Origin of the sequence: Kocuria sp. CNJ-770, from assembly GCF_001942375.1 — a bacterium.
Taxonomy (GTDB): domain Bacteria; phylum Actinomycetota; class Actinomycetes; order Actinomycetales; family Micrococcaceae; genus Kocuria; species Kocuria oceani.
The window spans coordinates 17,489-34,652 of record NZ_MKJW01000099.1 but is presented as its reverse complement, the minus strand read 5'-3'; the positions used below and the strand labels follow the sequence as shown (position 1 = coordinate 34,652).

Here is a 17,164-nt window from a genome sequence, read left to right as displayed (position 1 = left end):
GCGTTCAGGCTCGCCCCGGCCACCAGCACCAGATCGGCCTGGCGGGCGGTGGCCAGGCGGTGGTCGCGGGTGAAGCCTCCGGCGATGCCGAGGTTCCAGGGGGAGTCCACGGCGTTGGTGGCCATCACCGAGGTCATGAACATCGCCCCGAGCCGGTCGCCGAGCTCCTGCAGCGATGCGGCGGCCCCGGCCAGCAGCACCCCGCGCCCGGCCAGGAGCAGCGGGCGGTCGGCGGCGCGCAGCAGTCCCGCGATCCGGTCCAGCTCCTCGGCCGGTGCGATCCAGGTGTCCTTGGCCGGCAGCGGCTCCAGGTCCACCGGCTCGGTCAGGGCGGCGGTGGCGCAGTCGTAGGGGATGGCCAGCACCACCGGCTGCACGGTGCGGGCGGCCAGGTCGAAGGCCCGGTGGGTGATCGCCACCGCGTTTCCGGGGGTGGCGATCAGGGTGGTGACTCCCACCGCGGCGGCCGCGGCGGTCTGGTCGATGTCGAAGGGCCGCCGCCCCGTGGTGGGGGCCTCACCGACGACGAGGACCAGGGGGATGCGGGCCAGGCGGGCCTCGGCCAGGGCGGTGTAGGTGTTGGTGAACCCGGCCCCGTAGGTCGTGGTGGCCGCCCCGGTCCGGCCGGTGGCCCGGTGGTAGGCATCGGCCATGGTCACCGTGGCGGCCTCGTGCCGGGCGGAGGTGAAGCCGAACCCGCGGCTGGTGAGGTGGCTGATCAGATGGGCGTTGCCGTTGCCCATCAGCCCGAACAGGTGATCGGTGCGCGCGGCGATCACCTCTGCGACGGCGGTCGAGACCGTGGGCAGCGAGAGGTCGGTGGTCATGGGCGGGGTCCTTTCGGCGGGGCTCGGGGCGGAGCCCCCTGGGTGAGGGGGGGCGGGATGTGCTCGGGGAGGTCCTGCACGGGTGGAGCCGCCCGCCGGCACCCGTGGGGGTGCCGGCGGGCGGCTCGGTGCACGGCCGGGGGCCGCTCGGTCAGTCGCGCCGCTTCTCGGCGGACTCCGCGGACGCGAGGATCTCGGCGGCCTCGGGGTGCTCGGAGACGTAGTCCCGGTGCACGTCCTGCACGTGCAGGTCGATGCCCTGGATGCTCTTGGGCACCATGGAGACCGCGACGAGCGAGATGATCGCCAGGACGGCGATGTACACGCCGATGGTCCAGGAGATCCCGGTCTCGTTGAGCAGCAGCTGGGCGATCATCGGGGCGAAGGCGCCGCCGATGATGGAGCCGAGCGCGTAGCCGATCGAGACGCCGGAGTAGCGCACGCGGGCCGGGAACATCTCGGCGTAGAGCGCGGACTGCGGGCCGTAGGAGAGGCCGAGGCCGAGGGTGAGGACCACGATGGCCGCGGCGAAGATCCAGGTGACCCCGGTGTCGAGCAGGAACCACATGGGCACCGCCCACAGGATGATGACGACGTAGCCGATCTGGAAGGTGCGCACACGCCCGACCTTGTCCGACATCGCACCGCCGAGCATCGTGAACACGAGCCATCCGAGGCCGCCGATGAGGGACGCGATCAGGGTCGCGGAGCGGTCCATGCCCAGGGACTTGGCGCCGTAGGAGGCGAAGAAGGCGATGACCAGGTAGCCGGCGGCGTTGTTGGCGGCGAAGATCAGCGCCGCGAGGGTGACCTGCTTGGAGTTCTTCTTGAACAGCTGCCCCAGGGGAGCGGAGGACTCCTTCTTGCGCAGCTGCATCTCCTTGAACACCGGGGACTCGTCCACGGCCTTGCGGATCAGGTAGCCCACGATGATCAGCGCCACGGAGGAGAGGAACGGAATGCGCCAGCCCCAGGCCTGGAAGTCCTCGGGGGACATCATCGAGGTGAGCGCGAACATGAAGCCCGTGGCCAGCAGCATGCCGATCGGCACGCCGATCTGCGGGTAGGCCCCGAACAGGCCGCGCTTGTGCCGCGGGGCGTGCTCCACGGACATCAGGGCCGCACCGCCCCACTCGCCGCCGGCCGAGAAGCCCTGGATCACGCGGAAGAGGATGAGCAGGATCGGGGCCCAGATGCCGATGGTGGCGTAGGTGGGCAGCAGGCCGATCAGCATGGTCGCGGCGCCCATCCCCACCAGGGTGAGGACGAGGACGATCTTGCGGCCGTACTTGTCGCCCAGGTGGCCGGCGACGACGGCGCCCAGCGGGCGGAACAGGAAGCTGATGCCCAGCGAGGCCCAGGCGACGACCTGGGCGAGGCCGGCGTTGGCCGACTCCAGCGGCTCGAAGAAGAGCGGGGCCAGGACGAAGGCGGCGGCCTGGGCGTAGATGAAGAAGTCGTACCACTCGATGGTGGTGCCCACGAGCGTGCCCGCGAGGACCTTGCGCTCCTCGTGGGACATCTCGTGCCGCCCGGCCGGGGCGGTGTCAGCGTGCGCCATGGGATCTCCAGTGTGGTCGGGGACGGGGTCGTCCTCGGCGGAACCGAACGCCTAATAACCGAACGTTCGGTAGTTCAAGGAGATCCTACGGAGGAAAGTGACACCTGTCACTATGGATGCACCACGATCGGATGCCGCGCCGGTATTGTGACGGAGCCCGCCCGTCGGCGAGGGGGCTGGGAAGCGGCCGGGCACGGACGGCCGTGGATGCGCCTGCCGTCCCGGTGCTCCTGCGGCCCGGCCGGGATCCGCTCAGCCGTACAGCCGCTCCGAGGCCAGGCGTGCGCCGGCCGTGAGGGACTCCAGCTTGGCCCAGGCGATCTGCGGGTGCAGCCGTCCGCCCAGTCCGCAGTCGGTCGAGGCGACGACGTTCTCCCGGCCGACCACCGAGGCGAACTGCTCGATCCGGTCCGCGACGAGCTCGGGGTGCTCCACGACGTTCGTGGAGTGGGAGACCACTCCGGGGATGATCACCCGGCCCTCGGGCAGCGGGTGCTCCTTCCAGACCTTCCACTCGTGGGCGTGGCGGGCGGAGGCGCCCTCGAAGGTGTAGCCGCCGGCCTCGATGGTCAGCATGAGGTCCACGAGGTGCTCGAGCTCGAGGTCCGTGGTGTGCGGGCCGTGCCAGGAGCCCCAGCACAGGTGGAAGCGCACCTGCTCCTCGGGGATCCCGCGCAGCGCGTGGTTGAGGGCCTCGACGCGCAGCCGGGTGAAGGCCAGGTAGTCCTCCACCGTGGGCTCCGGGTTGACCTGGTCCCAGGACTCCGCGATGGAGGGGTCGTCGATCTGCACGATCAGCCCGGCGCCGGTGATCGCCAGGTACTCCTCCCGCATCGCGTCGGCGCACGCGTACACGAGCTCCTCGTCGGTCCGGTAGTACTCGTTGGTCACGCGCGCGCAGGAGCCGGGGGACAGCGCGGCGACGAACCCGGTCTCCGCGCCCGTGGCCGCCATGGCGGCCTTGAGGTTGCGGACGTCGGAGGCCACCGCCTCCTGGCCGGTGTAGGTCAGCGGCCCGGTGATCTTCGGCTGCGCGGTCGAGGAGCGCCCGGTGAGGATGCCCGACGCCGGGTCCTCGTACGCCTCCCGGAACCGCTCCCGGTCCCGGCGGTCCGGGAAGCTGGTGAGCACCACGTGTCCGGGCGAGGATCGGCGGCGCTCCGTGGACGCCCACCGGTCCTCGTCCGTGGGCGTCAGCCCTCCGAGGCGCGAGAAGGAGTAGTTCCACCAGGCCCCGTAGTCGACGGCGCTGGACATCGTGTGCCCGTACTCGCCGTCGTTGACGACGTCCACGCCGGTCTCCCGCTGGCGCCGCACGACGTCCTCGACGCCCGTGGCGAGCTCGTCCGTGAGCTGCTCGAACGTGATCGCCCCCTGGGCGTGCTGCCGGTTGGCCTCCAGGAGGCGGGGGGTCCGGGGCAGGGAGCCCACATGGGTGGTCTGCACGCGGTCGGTGTTCTGCAGGGTCATGGAGGTGCTCCTCGGAGTGGGGCGGCGGGCGCGGGCAGCGGAAAAGGGTGGCGGGGAAGAGCGGCGAGGGCGGGGGCGGGCGGGCGCTCAGGCCCAGAGCCGGCGCGAGGCGATCTCGGCGCCGCGGGCGAGCGTCTCGAGCTTCGCCCACGCGATCTGCGGGTGCACGCGCCCGCCCAGGCCGCAGTCGGTCGAGGCGATGACGTTCTCGCGCCCCACGAGCCTCGCATAGCGCTCGATCCGGTCGGCGACGAGCTCGGGGTGCTCCACGACGTTGGTGGCGTGCGAGACCACGCCGGGCAGGATCAGTTTGCCCTCGGGCAGTGCGTGGTCCTCCCAGACCTTCCACTCGTGCTCGTGCCGGGCGTTGGCGCCCTCGAAGGAGTAGGCGCCCGCGTCGATCGACAGCAGCAGGTCCACCAGGTGCCTGAACTCGAGGTCCGTGGTGTGCGGGCCGTGCCAGGAGCCCCAGCACAGGTGGAAGCGGATCCGGTCCTGCGGCAGCCCGCGCAGGGCGTGGTTGAGGGCCTCCACCCGGACCTGGACGAAGCGCCGGTAGTCCTCGACGGCCGGCTCCGGGTTGATCTGGTCCCAGGACTCGGCGATGGAGGGGTCGTCGATCTGCAGCACCAGGCCGGCGTCGAGGATCGCGGTGTACTCCTCGCGCAGCACGTCCGCCCACGCGTAGAGGAACTCCTCCTCGCTGCCGTAGTGGTGGTTGCCGATCCGCGCGGCGGAGCCGGGGGAGAGGGCGGCGACGAAGCCCTCGGCCGCCCCCGTCTCCCGCAGCGCGGCGGTGAGGCCTGCGACGTCGGAGGCCACCGCGGCGTGGCCGGTGTAGGAGAGCGGGCCGGTCGCCGCCGGGAACACGGGCGGCGGCAGGTCCGGGTCGGCCAGGTGGATGCCGGAGGAGGGGTCCGTGTACGCGTCGTGGAAGGCGGTGAGGTCCCGCCGGTCCAGGAAGCTCGTGAGCACCACGCTGCCGGGGGCGGAGCGCTTCGGGACGTGGATGTCGTTGTCGTCGACGATCGCGAGCCCGCCCGTGCGGTCGAAGGAGTAGGTCCACCACGCCCCGTAGTCCACCGAGCGGGTCATCGCGTGGCCGTACTCGCCGTCGTTGACCACGTCGATGCCGGCCTCGCGCTGGCGGCGCACGACGTCCACGACGGCGTCCCGCAGCAGGCGGTCGAACTCCTCGGTGCCGGCCGCGCCCGGGAGGCGGGCCTCGTTGGCCTGCAGCAGCTCCGGGGTCCGGGGGAGGGACCCGGCGTGGGACGTGAGGATGCGGTCGGCACTGTGCAGCATGGGGCGCTGTCCTTTCCATCGGTCCTGGCGGTAGCACCGGGGCGTAGGGCGCGGGGGCCGTCCGTGCGGGTTGCTGCGGCGTCGTCGAGCCAGGTCTCTCGGCCGCTCTGGATGGTGACGACCCCATCCAATCCCACGGCCCGGACGTTGCGCCATTCGGGAGCCGCGTGACGGGCATGACGCCGCATGACGCGCGGGTCCCTGCTCGCCGTCGTGCTCCGGATCACATACCGTGACGGTGACCGGTGCCCCGGACCCTGTGGGCGCGGCGGACGGAAGGAAGGTTCCCCATGTTCCAGGACCACGGCCTCGAGGGCCGCACCGCGCTGGTGACCGGTGGAGCGAGCGGCATCGGGCTGGCCGCGGCCCGGGCCCTGGCGGGCGCCGGGGCGCACGTGGTGGTCGCCGACGTCGACGAGGCCGGTGCGCAGCGGGTCGCGGACGAGCTCGACGGGCGGGCGTGGGGCGTCGACCTGCTCGACACCGCGGCGCTGGCCGGGCTGAGCCTGGAGGTGGACGTGCTGGTGAACAACGCCGGCATCCAGAAGGTCGCCCCGATCCAGGACTTCGACCCCGCCGACTTCCACCGGATCCTCGTGCTCATGCTCGAGAGCCCGTTCCTGCTGGTGCGCGCGGCCCTGCCGCACATGTACGAGCGGGGCTGGGGGCGGGTCGTGAACATCTCCTCCGTGCACGGGCTGCGGGCCTCCCCCTACAAGAGCGCCTACGTCGCGGCCAAGCACGGCCTCGAGGGGCTGTCCAAGACCGTGGCCCTGGAGGGGGCGGCGCACGGGGTGACCAGCAACTGCGTCAACCCCGGCTACGTGCGCACCCCGCTGGTGGAGAAGCAGGTCGCGGACCAGGCCAGGGTGCACGGGATCCCCGAGGCCGAGGTCGTGGAGCGGATCATGCTCGGCGAGACACCGGTGAAGAAGCTCGTGGAGCCCGAGGACGTCGGCAGCCTCGTGGCGTGGCTGGCCGGACCGCACGCCGCCATGGTCACCGGCGCGTCCTACACGATGGACGGCGGCTGGACGGCGCGCTGAGCGGGCCGGGAGCCGCTCAGCGGTGGCCCAGCTCCCGGGAGAGCCGGTGGGCCTCCGTGAGCAGCGCCCGCCCCAGGAGCCCGCGGCGCTCCCCGGCGAAGCGGGGCTCGATCCCGGTGAGGCTCAGGGCGTAGACGGGGGCGCCGGTCGTGTCGAAGACCGCCGCGGCCATGCCCCAGCTGCCCTCCACGATCAGTCCCGGGTTCACCGCGAAACCCTCCCGCCGCACGTCCTCCAGCAGCTCGCGGATCCGCTCGGGGGTGTGCAGCGGGCCCCACTCGGCGCGGGCGGCGGACGTGGCGGCGAGGATCCGCTCCACCTCCGCGTCCGGCAGGTGGGCCAGGACCGCCAGGCCCGCCGAGGCCACGCCCAGCGGCAGCCGCAGGCCCTCGTACAGCACGTGGGAGCGGATCGGAAAGGCCCCCTCGACCCGGGCCAGGCACACGGTCTCGGGTCCGCGGCGGGCCGAGAGGAACGCGCTCTCCCCCGTGGCCTCGGCGAGCCGGCGCAGCGACGGTCCGGCCAGCTCCCGGATCGGGTAGCGGTGGGCCGCGACCGCGCCCAGCACGTAGAGCTCCGGGCCGAGCTGCCACGCCGTGCTGCCGGCCGGGCGGTCCACGAGCCCCTCCTCGGCCAGGCCCGTCAGGAGGCGGTGCACGGTGGGGCGCGTCAGCCCGGTCGCCGCCGCCAGCTCCGCCACGGTGCTGCCCTGCTCCCGCCCCGCGACGGCGCGCAGCAGCTGTGCGACGCGGTGGACCACCTGGGTGCCCGCGCCGGCCCCGACCTTTCCCGTCATGAACTCCACTATATGGACATTGCGGGACCTGATGGCCGGATGCTGAGGAAAGCCCGCGGGATCCCGGCGCACCGGTTGACCGGTATGTGGGGTGTTCCTAGATTGAGTCCTGGGTCACAGATCACCGACAGGAAGGGACAAGGGTGTCCAAGGTCATCGACAACGCCGCCGGGCTGCTGGCGGAGCAGCTGCGGGACGGCATGACGCTCGCCGTCGGCGGGTTCGGGCTCAGCGGGATCCCGCGGGACCTCATCGAGGCGGTCCGCGACTCCGGGGTCACCGGTCTCACGGTGGTCTCCAACAACATGGGCGTGGACGGCAAGGGCCTCGGGGTGCTGCTGGAGAACCACCAGGTGACGAAGGTGCTCGCCTCCTACGTGGGCGAGAACAAGCTCTTCGCCCAGCAGTACCTGGACGGCGAGCTCGAGGTCGAGTTCAATCCGCAGGGCACGCTCGCCGAGCGGCTCCGGGCCGGCGGCGCGGGCATCCCGGCCTTCTACACGAGGACCGGGGTCGGCACCCTCGTGGCCGAGGGCAAGCCGCACGCCGAGTTCGACGGCGAGACCTACGTGCAGGAGCGCGGCATCGTCGCGGACATCGCCCTGGTGCACGCCCACACCGGTGACACCGACGGCAACCTCGTCTACCGCTACACCGCGCGCAACTTCAACCCGATCGTCGCCACCGCGGGGAAGCTCACCGTCGCCGAGGTCGAGCACCTCGTGCCGGTCGGCGAGATCCACCCGGACCACGTCGTGACCCCCGGCGTCTACGTCCAGCACGTCGTGCAGTACAGCGGTGCGCCCAAGGACATCGAGCAGCGCACCGTCCGCCCCCGCCCCGCCACGGCCGGGCAGCCCTCCCCGCAGAACGGAGACCAGGCATGAGCTGGACCCGCGACGAGATGGCGGCGATCGCCGCCGTGGAGCTCTCCGACGGCGACTACGTCAACCTCGGCATCGGCATCCCCACCCTGGTGGCCAACAACCTGCCCGAGGGCGTGAACGTGGTGCTGCAGTCCGAGAACGGCGTGCTCGGCATGGGCCCCTTCCCCTACGAGGGGGAGGAGGACCCGGACCTCATCAACGCGGGCAAGCAGACCATCACGCTGCTGCCCGGGGCCTCGATCTTCGACTCCGCCACGTCCTTCGGGATGATCCGCGGCGGCCACGTCAAGATCGCGATCCTCGGGGCCATGCAGGTCTCCGGCTCGGGCGACCTCGCCAACTGGATGATCCCCGGCAAGATGGTCAAGGGCATGGGCGGGGCCATGGACCTCGTCGCCGGCACCCCGCGCGTCGTCGTGCTGACCGAGCACGTGACCAAGGACGGCTCGGCCAAGATCAGGACCGAGTGCGACCTCCCGCTCACCGGCGTGGGCGTGGTCGACCGCATCGTCACGGACCTGTGCGTCTTCGACGTCGAGGACGGCGGGCTCGTGCTGCGCAGCCTCGCCCCGGGCGTCACCGAGGACGAGGTCCGCGCGAAGACCGAGGCGTCCTTCCGCACCGAGCTGCAGGACGTCACCCCCGAGAGCGTCCCCGCCGAAACCGTGTCCGCCGCAACCGTGTCCACCGCACCAGGTGCTGCCGAGGAGAACCGATGAACACCCCGAACGACGTCGTCATCCTGTCCGGCGCCCGCACGCCCCAGGGCAAGATCCTGGGGCAGCTGGCGTCCCTCACCGCGGCCCAGCTGGGCGCCCACGCCATCACGTGCGCGCTCGAGCGGGCCGGGCTCACCCCCGAGCAGGTCGACTACGTGATCATGGGCCACGTCCTGCAGGCCGGTGCCGGCCAGAACCCCGCCCGCCAGGCGGCGGTCACCGCCGGCATCCCGCTCCGGGTGCCCGCCGAGACCGTCAACAAGGTGTGCCTCTCCGGGCTCGTGGCCATCACCAACGCCGCCCGGATGATCCGGGCCGGCGAGGCCGAGATCGTCGTGGCCGGCGGCCAGGAGTCCATGACCAACGCCCCGCACCTCGCCGCGGGCGTGCGGCAGGGCAAGGGCTACGGCGACCTCCGACTCGAGGACTCCGTGGCCAAGGACGGTCTCGTGGACGTCGCCGCCTGCGTGTCCATGGGCTCGCTCACCGAGTCCGGCAACGGCGAGCGGTCCATCTCCCGCGCGGAGCAGGACGAGGTCGCGGCCCAGAGCCACCGGCGCGCGGCCCGCGCCACCGCCGACGGCGTCTTCCGCGAGGAGATCGCCCCGGTGACGATCCCGCAGCGCAAGGGCGACCCGCTCGTGGTCGACTCCGACCAGGGCATCCGGCCCGACTCCACGGCCGAGTCCATGGGAAGCCTGCGGCCGGCGTTCGCGGCGGACGGGACCATCACCGCCGGCAACTCCTCGCCGCTGTCCGACGGGGCGGCGGCCGTGGTGCTGACCAGCCGGGCCTACGCCGAGCGCCACGGGCTGGAGCACCTCGCCGTCGTCGGCGCCCCCGGCCAGGTCGCCGGGCCCGACACGTCCCTGCACTCCCAGCCGTCCCGGGCCATCGAGGCCGCCGTCGAGAAGGCCGGGTGGTCCGTGCAGGACCTCGACTTCATCGAGATCAACGAGGCGTTCGCGTCCGTGCTGATCCAGTCCCTGCGGGACCTCGACTACCCGCTGGAGCGGGCCAACATCCACGGCGGCGCCGTGGCCCTGGGCCACCCGATCGGCGCCTCCGGGGCGCGCCTGGCCCTGCACGCGGCCCTCGAGCTCTCCCGCCGCGGCTCCGGCAAGGCCGCGGTCTCCCTCTGCGGCGGCGGCGGCCAGGGCGAGGCGCTGCTGCTCCACCGCGACTGACCCGGCTCCGCCCACGGGCCGCGTCCGGCGCGGGTGACCACGGGATCGCGTGGTCACCCGCGCCGGACGTCGTCGCTCGCGGCCCGGTGGGTGGGCCGGGCCTGCGCACCAACCGGCGCGGACCCCCGTAGGGTCGGTGGGAGGACCGCGACGAGACAGGAGGATCCACCCGTGCCGTTCTTCCTCGCCCGCCTGGTCCGCCGGCTGGGCAGCGCCCGGGCCTGGGGGCTGCCCCTGCTGATCATCGTCACGGTGTTCCTCACCAGCTGGCCGCTGATGGCCTGGGCGGAGCCGGCCGAGAACCCGATCGCCGCCGTGGAGAACTACTGGTGGTGGTTCGTAGTCACCGCGTCCACGGTCGGCTACGGCGACTTCTTCCCGACCACCCTCGGCGGCCACCTCGTCGGCGTCTACGTCATCGTCGGGGGCATCGCCACGCTGACGACCCTCTTCACCAAGATCGCCACGGCCATCGAGAACGCGAAGGGACAGCGCATGAAGGGCCAGCTCGACCTCGACCTGTCGGACCACCTCGTGATCCTCGGGTACACGCCCGGACGCACCGAGCGGCTCGTCCAGGAGCTCACCGCGGACGGCGTCCTCCCGATCGCGCTCTGCGCCTGGGACGAGGTGACGGAGAACCCGCTGCCGGACCACCCCGACCACGGCTTCGTCCGCGGCGACCTCGCCGAGGAGACCGTGCTGCGCCGCGCCGGGATCCACCGCGCGCGCCGGGTGCTCGTCGACGCCCGCGACGACAACGAGGCGCTCACGCTCACCGTGGCCGCGGCCCACCTGAACCACAGCGCCCACATCGTGGTGACCCTGCGCGACATGGTCCGCGCCCGGAACTTCTCCTACCTCGACCGCAAGGTGCAGTGCGTGCAGTGGCACTCACCGCGGATGGCCACCGAGGAGCTCCAGGACCCCGGCATCGCGGCCGTGTACGCGGACCTGATGACCCACGGCGGCCGCAACACCTACAGCACCCGGCTGCCCGACGCGCTCGCGGGGACGGTCGTCGGGGAGCTCCAGACCGGCATCGGCCGCGGCTTCGACGCGACCCTGCTCGCCGTCCAGCTCGACGGCGCGGTGATCAGCCCCGGCTGGAACTCCCCGCTGCCGGCGGGCGCCGTGCTGTACTACGTGGGCGGGCGCCGGCTCTCGCCGGAGGACATCGTCAGGTCCTGCGCCCGCTGAGGCCCGCCGGACGGCGTGCGGCGCGCACCGGGCGGGTCAGCCCCGGCGCCGGAGGAGGGCCCGTCCCGCGGCGACGGCGGCGCCGCCCGCCAGCACCCACGGCCCGGCGACGACGACCGGGTCCAGCCATGTGTGCGAGAGGTCGGCGCGCGTGGAGTCCCGCCGGGACGAGAGGCCGTGCCGGGTGAACTCGGAGAGCACCCCTGTCTCGGTGACGGGGTTGTCCGGGCGCAGGCTTGCGAAGGAGACGAGGTGGCTCTCCCACGCGTCGACCCGGTCGGCGGCCAGCAGGATCAGCCAGTGCGCGGCCCTTCCCTCGCTGTAGCTGCGGTAGGCGTGCCGCCGCAGCACCCCGGAGAGGCCCTTGGGCGGGCAGGAGGTGCCAAAGACGGGGGTGAGCTGCGCGTGCTCGATCGACCGCTCCCGGGGCCACCGCTCCTCCTGGCGCTCCGGGACGTCCCAGTGCGCCCCGGTGGCGCCGGGGTCGTAGCGCAGCTTCGGCACGGAGGGCCGGTCGGCCGGGTCCAGGTCCGCGCCCCAGCCGGGGATGCGGGAGCGCAGCTCCTCGCGGTCCACGGGGCGCTCGGCCTCGCCGGCGGTGTACGGGGTGGAGGTCATGGTCGCAGCGCCCTTCCTCAGGAGGTGCCCGGCACGATGAGCGGCTTGATGCAGCCGTCCAGCTTGGCCGAGAAGATGTGGTAGCCCTCGGCGATGTGCTCCAGGGGGATGCGGTGGGTGATGATGTCGCTGGGCTTGAGGTAACCATTGCGGATGTGCTCGAACAGCCGCGGCCACTGGCGCTTCACCGGGCATTGGTTCATCCGCAGTGTCAGCCCTTTGTTCATGGCGTCGCCGAACTTCACGGCACTGAACATCGGCCCGTAGGCGCCCATCACCGAGACCGTCCCACCCTTGCGCACCGAATCGATCGCCCAGTTCAGCGCGACAGGCGACCCGCCCTGCAGCTTGAGCTTGGCCGAGGTCACGTGCTGGGTGAAGTTGCCGTCCGCCTCGGCGCCGACGGCGTCGATCACCACGTCAGCACCCAGGTAGTCGGTGGCCCGCTTGAGCTCCACCACGACGTCGTCGTGCTCGGCGAAGTTGACCGTCTCGGTCTGGGCGAACTGCCGGGCCTTCGCCAGCCGGTAGTCCAGGTGGTCGACCACGATCACCCGGCCCGCGCCCATCAGCCACGCCGACTTCGCCGCGAACAGGCCCACCGGCCCGGCGCCGAGCACCACCACAGTGTCACCCTCGGCGATGTCGCCCAGCTGGGCTCCGAAGTAGCCGGTGGCCAGGGCGTCGGTGCACAGCACCGCGTCCTCCTCGTCCATCCAGTCCGGGATGAGCGAGGGCCCCACGTCCGCGAAGGGCACCCGCACGAACTCCGCCTGGCCACCGTCGTAGCCCCCGCACGTGTGGGAGTAGCCGTAGATCCCGCCCACCGCGGTGGCGTTCGGGTTCACGTTGTGGCAGTTGGAGTACAGGCCCCGGGCGCAGAACCAGCAGGACCCGCAGTAGACGTTGAACGGCACCAGCACCCGGTCCCCGGGCACCAGGCGCTCCACCGAGGAGCCCACCTCGTGGACCACCCCGACGAACTCGTGGCCGAAGGTCATCCCCACCCGGGTGTCGGGCATCATCCCGTGGTAGAGATGCAGATCCGACCCGCAGATCGCCGCCCGCGTCACCCGCACGATCGCGTCGTTGGGATGCTCGATCCCCGGGACGTCCTTCTCCTCGACCCGCACCTTGTACGGTCCGCGGTACACCATCGCCTTCATGCGACCCGCCTCGATCAGTAAGCACACTGTTGGTGGAGGCCAGCGTTCCACCGTCCCCGGGCGCGGTCAACCCCCTGCGCGGGACGGGGCCCGGGCGCTCAGTCCGCGCCGGCGGAGCTGGCCCGCTCGCCGCGGTCCCGGCCGGCCCCGGCTCCCACCGCCCCGGCTCGCGCGGCGCCGGCGAGGTCGCCGCTCGAGGGCACGCGCGGGTGGAAGCGGCGGTCGAGCAGCGTGTTGGCCGCCCAGGCCAGCAGATCCCGTTGCCGGACCGGCAGGTCCAGGCACCCGTGCCGGTAGCCCTCGACCTCGAGCTCCCCGGCGGTCCCGCCGAGGGCGAGGTAGCGCACCCAGAGCCGGCGGCCGCCGATGCGCGCGTCCTCGAGCGTCCGGTGCAGCCGGGCGGCCTGTTCCCGGGCCAGGGTGTCGTCCATCGTCGTCCTTCCGTTCGTCGGGGCGGAGGGGACGGTGCCGCGGTTGCGGCCGGCTCCCGCTCCCACGGTAGGAAGGCGTTTCCCGGCGGGGCCACGGTTTTCACAGAGGTACACCATTGTGTCCGAGTGTGGTGCCGCGGCCCGGCCCTGATGGCCGGCCTCGAGGGTCCGGACACCAGGGGCCGGCCCCGATGGCCTGCCGCGGCGTCCCGCGGATCCCGCGGATCCCGGGCCCGGTCTCCGGGCGCCCGGGTCAGGAGGCGACGACCGCCCCGTAGAGCTCCTCGAAGCGGGCGCGGACCGCGGCGTAGTGCCCGGCCCGCTCCGGCTCCGGCGCACGCTCCGGGCCGTAGGGCGGACGGGCCCGCTCGACGTCCGGGGCCAGGGTCTCGAGGGCGAGCAGCGCCGTGCCGCGCAGCGTCGCGCGCTTGAACTCCGCCCGGGCCACGGGCTTGCCGAGGGTGTCGGCGAGGATCTGCATCAGCCCGGGCACGTCCTGGGACGCGCTGCCCGAGGCCACCACGTGCTCCACGCCGCCGGCGACGTCCTCGAGCTCGTCGGCCACGCGCGCGTAGGAGGCGGCCACGCCCTCCAGCACGCCGCGCGCCAGGTCCGCGCCGGTGGCCGCGGCCGTGACGTCGGCCAGCACCGCCCGGGCGCCGCCGGCCCAGCCGGTCGAGCGCTCGCCGGTGAAGAAGGGCAGCACCACCGGGGTGCCCTCGGCGACGTCCGCCACGGCCACGTCCTCGAGCGTGGTGTCCTCCGGCAGGCGCACCGTGCTCCCGAGCCAGCTGATCGCCCGTCCCACGTCGTTGAGGGCCCCGCCCAGCAGGCACCGCCGCGCGTCGACGCGGTAGCACCACAGCCCGCTGGGGACCCGCTCGGGGATCGCGTGCAGCAGCACGCGCGCGGCCCCCGAGGTGGCCGCGGAGACCACCAGGGTCGAGGCGTCGGCCCCGCCCGAGCCCAGGTTGGCGCTGAGCCCGTCGGCCACGGGCGCGAACCAGTGAGCGCCCTCGAGGGCGGGCCAGCGCCGGGCGACGGAGTCCGCGACGTCCGGGATCGGCTCGTGCGGGTCGAGCACGGGGCTGAGCTGCTCGGCGTCCAGGCCGCAGGCCAGCAGCAGCGGTTCGTCCCACCGGCCCGTGCGCCGGTCCAGCAGGCCGGTCCACGCCGCGGTGGCGGTCCCGGCGTGGGCGGTGCCGAGCAGGCGCAGGTGCACGTACTCGCCGAGGGACATCCACCGCCGGGCCCGCTCCCACGTCCGCGGGTCCGTCTCCCGGATCCAGCGCAGGCGCGGGGCGAGGTAGGAGGTGTGCAGACGGGCGCCGGTGCGCTGGAGGGTCGAGGGCTCGTCGAGCTCCGCGCGCAGCGCCACCAGCTGCTCCGCGCACCGGGAGTCCGCGTAGGTGAAGCAGGGGGTGATCGCTTCGTCGTCGTCGCCGACCCCCACGAGGGAGGACGCGAAGGTGTCCAGGGCCACCCCGGCCACCCGGCCGGCCAGGGCCGGGTCGGCCAGGACGAGGTCCAGAATCCCGGCCAGCTCCTCGGTGACCTGGTCGGGGTCGATCACCGAGGTGCCGTCGGCCCCGGTGCTGAACTCGTGCTCGATCTTGTGCCGGTAGCCGCGCACCGGGGTCCCGGTGGCGTCGTGCAGGCCGCCCCGGCTGCCCGTGGAGCCGACGTCGAGCGCCATCACGAGCGGGTCGACCGCCTCGGCCAGGTCCACGGCGAAGGACGTGCTGTCGTCCGGCCGCGGGGGAGTGGTGTGCTGGCTCATGGGGAGTCCTCCTTCGGGGCGTGTCGTGCCCCAGTGTAGGAGCGGTCCCCGATGACCACATGGTGAGACAGCCGTCCGGGAAGCGGGACGAGGGTGCGACGGCGCGTATTCTGGGCGGCGGACCTCCGGCGGCCGCCCCGGTCGCGCCGGCCCTCGGCCGGTGCGCGGGGAGTGCGCCCCACCGGCCCCCTCGTCCCAGGACCCGACCAAGGAGACGCAGCCGCGCCATGCCCCACCTCCGCTCCCGCACCTCGACCCACGGCCGGAACATGGCCGGCGCCCGCGCCCTGTGGCGGGCCACCGGCATGGGCGACGACGACTTCGGGAAGCCGATCGTCGCGATCGCCAACTCCTACACGCAGTTCGTGCCGGGCCACGTGCACCTCAAGGACATGGGCGACCTCGTGGCCTCCGCGATCCAGGAGGCGGGGGGCGTGGCCAAGGAGTTCAACACCATCGCGGTCGACGACGGCATCGCGATGGGCCACGACGGCATGCTCTACTCGCTGCCCTCCCGCGACATCATCGCGGACTCCGTGGAGTACATGGTCAACGCCCACCGGGCCGACGCCCTGGTGTGCATCTCCAACTGCGACAAGATCACCCCGGGCATGCTGCTGGCCGCGCTGCGGCTGAACATCCCGGTGGTCTTCGTCTCCGGCGGGCCCATGGAGTCCGGTGAGGCCGTCGAGGGCGTCGTGGAGCACCGCCTGGACCTGGTGGACGCCATGTCCATGGCCGTCGACGAGTCCGTCACCGACGAGCAACTGGGCCAGATCGAGCGCAACGCCTGCCCCACCTGCGGGTCCTGCTCGGGCATGTTCACCGCCAACTCCATGAACTGCCTCACCGAGGCCCTGGGGCTGTCCCTGCCCGGCAACGGCACCACGCTGGCCACCCAGGTGGCGCGCAAGGAGCTGTTCCTCGAGGCCGGCCGCCGGGTGGTGGACCTGTGCTGCCGCTACTACGAGCAGGACGACGAGTCCGTGCTGCCGCGCAACATCGCCACGAAGGCCGCCTTCGAGAACGCCATGGCCCTGGACATCGCCATGGGCGGGTCCACCAACACGATCCTGCACATCCTCGCCGCCGCCCAGGAGGGCGAGGTGGACTTCACCCTCCCGGACATCGACGCCCTGTCCCGCCGGGTGCCCTGCCTGTGCAAGGTCGCCCCGAACTCCACGAAGTTCCACATCGAGCACGTGCACCGCGCCGGCGGCATCCCCGCCATCCTCGGCGAGCTGCGCCGGGCGGGGCTGCTCAACGAGGACGTGCACACCGTGCACGCCCCGGACCTGGCCACGTGGCTGGACGAGTGGGACATCCGCAGCGGCCGGTCCTCGGAGCGCGCCCGGAAGCTCTTCCACGCCGCCCCCGGCGGTGTGCGCACCACGCAGGCCTTCTCCACCGCCAACGAGTTCGAGTCCCTGGACACCGACGCCGCCGACGGCTGCATCCGCTCCGTGGAGCACGCCTACACGGCGGACGGCGGCCTGGCGATCCTCTACGGCAACATCGCCGAGGACGGGGCCGTGATCAAGACCGCCGGCATCGACGAGGAGCTCTTCCACTTCGTCGGCAAGGCCTTCGTGGTGGAGTCCCAGGACGAGGCCGTGTTCGAGATCCTCTCCAAGAACGTGCAGCCCGGCGACATCGTGGTCATCACCCACGAGGGCCCCAAGGGCGGGCCCGGGATGCAGGAGATGCTCTACCCCACCTCCTACCTCAAGGGCCTCGGCCTGGGCCGGGAGTGCGCGCTGATCACCGACGGCCGCTTCTCCGGAGGCACCTCCGGCCTCTCCATCGGGCACATCTCCCCGGAGGCAGCCGCCGGCGGCGCCGTGGGGCTCATCGAGACCGGCGACGAGATCGAGATCGACGTCGCACAGCGGGTGCTGCGGGTCAACGTCGACGACGCCACGCTCGCCGCCCGGCGCCAGGCCAGAGGTCCGGCGCCCTGGTACCCCACCAGGCCGCGGGAGCGGCAGGTCTCCAAGGCCCTGCGTGCCTACGCCTCCATGGTCACCTCCGCGGACAAGGGCGCGGTGCGCGTGATCTGACCCCTCCCGCCCCTCCCACCCCGTTCGCGAGGGTGCGGCCGACGGCGACCGGGCGCACTCCGGTCGCCGTCGGCCGCGACCCCGGCCCGGGGGGATGAGGGGTGAGGGGGT

General features: G+C 72.8%; 15 protein-coding genes and 1 riboswitch. Of the genes, 6 read left to right on the top strand and 9 right to left on the bottom strand.

Annotation, left to right across the window (positions count from 1 at the left end):
* The 4 genes from BJF77_RS10700 to BJF77_RS10685 form a co-directional block, all read right to left on the bottom strand.
* The coding region (locus tag BJF77_RS10700) for a thiamine pyrophosphate-binding protein (protein WP_139318531.1) at positions 1–827 on the bottom strand (827 nt) is incomplete at its 3' end.
* 151 nt (positions 828–978) lie between these two features.
* Positions 979–2,388, bottom strand: a complete 1,410-nt coding sequence (locus BJF77_RS10695; RefSeq protein WP_047802124.1) for an MFS transporter — start codon at positions 2,386–2,388, stop codon at positions 979–981.
* A gap of 252 nt (positions 2,389–2,640) precedes the next feature.
* Complete coding sequence (locus BJF77_RS10690) at positions 2,641–3,858, bottom strand: cobalamin-independent methionine synthase II family protein (RefSeq protein ID WP_075872154.1); 1,218 nt, start codon at positions 3,856–3,858, stop codon at positions 2,641–2,643.
* 87 nt (positions 3,859–3,945) lie between these two features.
* Complete coding sequence (locus tag BJF77_RS10685) at positions 3,946–5,163, bottom strand: cobalamin-independent methionine synthase II family protein (protein ID WP_075872153.1); 1,218 nt, start codon at positions 5,161–5,163, stop codon at positions 3,946–3,948.
* A gap of 12 nt (positions 5,164–5,175) precedes the next feature.
* Positions 5,176–5,281, bottom strand: a riboswitch (SAM riboswitch).
* 172 nt (positions 5,282–5,453) lie between these two features.
* On the opposite strand from BJF77_RS10685, the gene BJF77_RS10680 reads away from it, so the two are divergent.
* Positions 5,454–6,209: a 3-hydroxybutyrate dehydrogenase gene (locus BJF77_RS10680; RefSeq protein ID WP_047802127.1), complete on the top strand. Its 756-nt coding sequence runs from the start codon at positions 5,454–5,456 to the stop codon at positions 6,207–6,209.
* A gap of 16 nt (positions 6,210–6,225) precedes the next feature.
* On the opposite strand, the gene BJF77_RS10675 is transcribed toward BJF77_RS10680, so the two are convergent.
* Positions 6,226–7,005, bottom strand: coding sequence for an IclR family transcriptional regulator (locus tag BJF77_RS10675; protein ID WP_075872152.1), 780 nt, complete (start codon positions 7,003–7,005; stop codon positions 6,226–6,228).
* 143 nt (positions 7,006–7,148) lie between these two features.
* Here BJF77_RS10675 and BJF77_RS10670 point away from each other — a divergent pair, with 143 nt between their 5' ends.
* The 4 genes from BJF77_RS10670 (at position 7,149) to BJF77_RS10655 (ending at position 10,998) form a co-directional block, all read left to right on the top strand.
* The gene (locus BJF77_RS10670; RefSeq protein ID WP_075872151.1) at positions 7,149–7,892 is read left to right on the top strand and encodes a CoA transferase subunit A; all 744 of its coding nucleotides are present in this window, start codon (positions 7,149–7,151) and stop codon (positions 7,890–7,892) included.
* Complete coding sequence (locus BJF77_RS10665) at positions 7,889–8,611, top strand: CoA transferase subunit B (RefSeq protein ID WP_047802129.1); 723 nt, start codon at positions 7,889–7,891, stop codon at positions 8,609–8,611. The genes BJF77_RS10670 and BJF77_RS10665 overlap by 4 nt, the downstream gene beginning before the upstream one ends.
* Positions 8,608–9,798, top strand: a complete 1,191-nt coding sequence (locus tag BJF77_RS10660) for an acetyl-CoA C-acetyltransferase (protein WP_075872150.1) — start codon at positions 8,608–8,610, stop codon at positions 9,796–9,798. The genes BJF77_RS10665 and BJF77_RS10660 overlap by 4 nt, the downstream gene beginning before the upstream one ends.
* 171 nt (positions 9,799–9,969) lie before the next feature.
* Complete coding sequence (locus BJF77_RS10655) at positions 9,970–10,998, top strand: ion channel (RefSeq protein ID WP_075872149.1); 1,029 nt, start codon at positions 9,970–9,972, stop codon at positions 10,996–10,998.
* Between the two features lie 36 nt (positions 10,999–11,034).
* On the opposite strand, the gene BJF77_RS10650 is transcribed toward BJF77_RS10655, so the two are convergent.
* The 4 genes from BJF77_RS10650 to BJF77_RS10635 all read right to left on the bottom strand — a co-directional run bounded on the left by BJF77_RS10650 (position 11,035) and on the right by BJF77_RS10635 (position 14,993).
* Positions 11,035–11,616 (bottom strand): hypothetical protein, encoded by a 582-nt coding sequence (locus tag BJF77_RS10650; RefSeq protein ID WP_075872148.1) that lies wholly within the window; start codon positions 11,614–11,616, stop codon positions 11,035–11,037.
* Positions 11,617–11,633: 17 nt separating this feature from the next.
* Positions 11,634–12,782: a zinc-dependent alcohol dehydrogenase gene (locus BJF77_RS10645; protein WP_075872147.1), complete on the bottom strand. Its 1,149-nt coding sequence runs from the start codon at positions 12,780–12,782 to the stop codon at positions 11,634–11,636.
* A 98-nt stretch (positions 12,783–12,880) separates the two neighbouring features.
* Complete coding sequence (locus tag BJF77_RS10640) at positions 12,881–13,213, bottom strand: hypothetical protein (protein WP_075872146.1); 333 nt, start codon at positions 13,211–13,213, stop codon at positions 12,881–12,883.
* Positions 13,214–13,466: 253 nt separating this feature from the next.
* Entirely contained in the window at positions 13,467–14,993 is a 1,527-nt protein-coding gene (locus BJF77_RS10635; protein WP_075872145.1) for a gluconokinase, read from the bottom strand.
* Positions 14,994–15,220: 227 nt separating this feature from the next.
* Between BJF77_RS10635 and ilvD the strand changes: the two genes are divergently transcribed.
* Positions 15,221–17,053, top strand: coding sequence for a dihydroxy-acid dehydratase (gene ilvD, locus BJF77_RS10630; RefSeq protein WP_047802821.1), 1,833 nt, complete (start codon positions 15,221–15,223; stop codon positions 17,051–17,053).
* Positions 17,054–17,164: the final 111 nt, after the last annotated feature.

Excerpts from the sequence above, each read along its gene's own strand:
- BJF77_RS10675 (WP_075872152.1), bottom strand. The coding sequence starts at position 7,005 with ATGACGGGAAAGGTCGGGGCCGGCGCGGGCACCCAGGTGGTCCACCGC.
- BJF77_RS10680 (WP_047802127.1), top strand. The coding sequence starts at position 5,454 with ATGTTCCAGGACCACGGCCTCGAGGGCCGCACCGCGCTGGTGACCGGT.
- BJF77_RS10695 (WP_047802124.1), bottom strand. The coding sequence starts at position 2,388 with ATGGCGCACGCTGACACCGCCCCGGCCGGGCGGCACGAGATGTCCCAC.
- BJF77_RS10665 (WP_047802129.1), top strand. The coding sequence starts at position 7,889 with ATGAGCTGGACCCGCGACGAGATGGCGGCGATCGCCGCCGTGGAGCTC.
- BJF77_RS10640 (WP_075872146.1), bottom strand. The coding sequence starts at position 13,213 with ATGGACGACACCCTGGCCCGGGAACAGGCCGCCCGGCTGCACCGGACG.
- BJF77_RS10660 (WP_075872150.1), top strand. The coding sequence starts at position 8,608 with ATGAACACCCCGAACGACGTCGTCATCCTGTCCGGCGCCCGCACGCCC.
- BJF77_RS10690 (WP_075872154.1), bottom strand. The coding sequence starts at position 3,858 with ATGACCCTGCAGAACACCGACCGCGTGCAGACCACCCATGTGGGCTCC.
- BJF77_RS10635 (WP_075872145.1), bottom strand. The coding sequence starts at position 14,993 with ATGAGCCAGCACACCACTCCCCCGCGGCCGGACGACAGCACGTCCTTC.
- ilvD (WP_047802821.1), top strand. The coding sequence starts at position 15,221 with ATGCCCCACCTCCGCTCCCGCACCTCGACCCACGGCCGGAACATGGCC.
- BJF77_RS10650 (WP_075872148.1), bottom strand. The coding sequence starts at position 11,616 with ATGACCTCCACCCCGTACACCGCCGGCGAGGCCGAGCGCCCCGTGGAC.
- BJF77_RS10685 (WP_075872153.1), bottom strand. The coding sequence starts at position 5,163 with ATGCTGCACAGTGCCGACCGCATCCTCACGTCCCACGCCGGGTCCCTC.
- BJF77_RS10645 (WP_075872147.1), bottom strand. The coding sequence starts at position 12,782 with ATGAAGGCGATGGTGTACCGCGGACCGTACAAGGTGCGGGTCGAGGAG.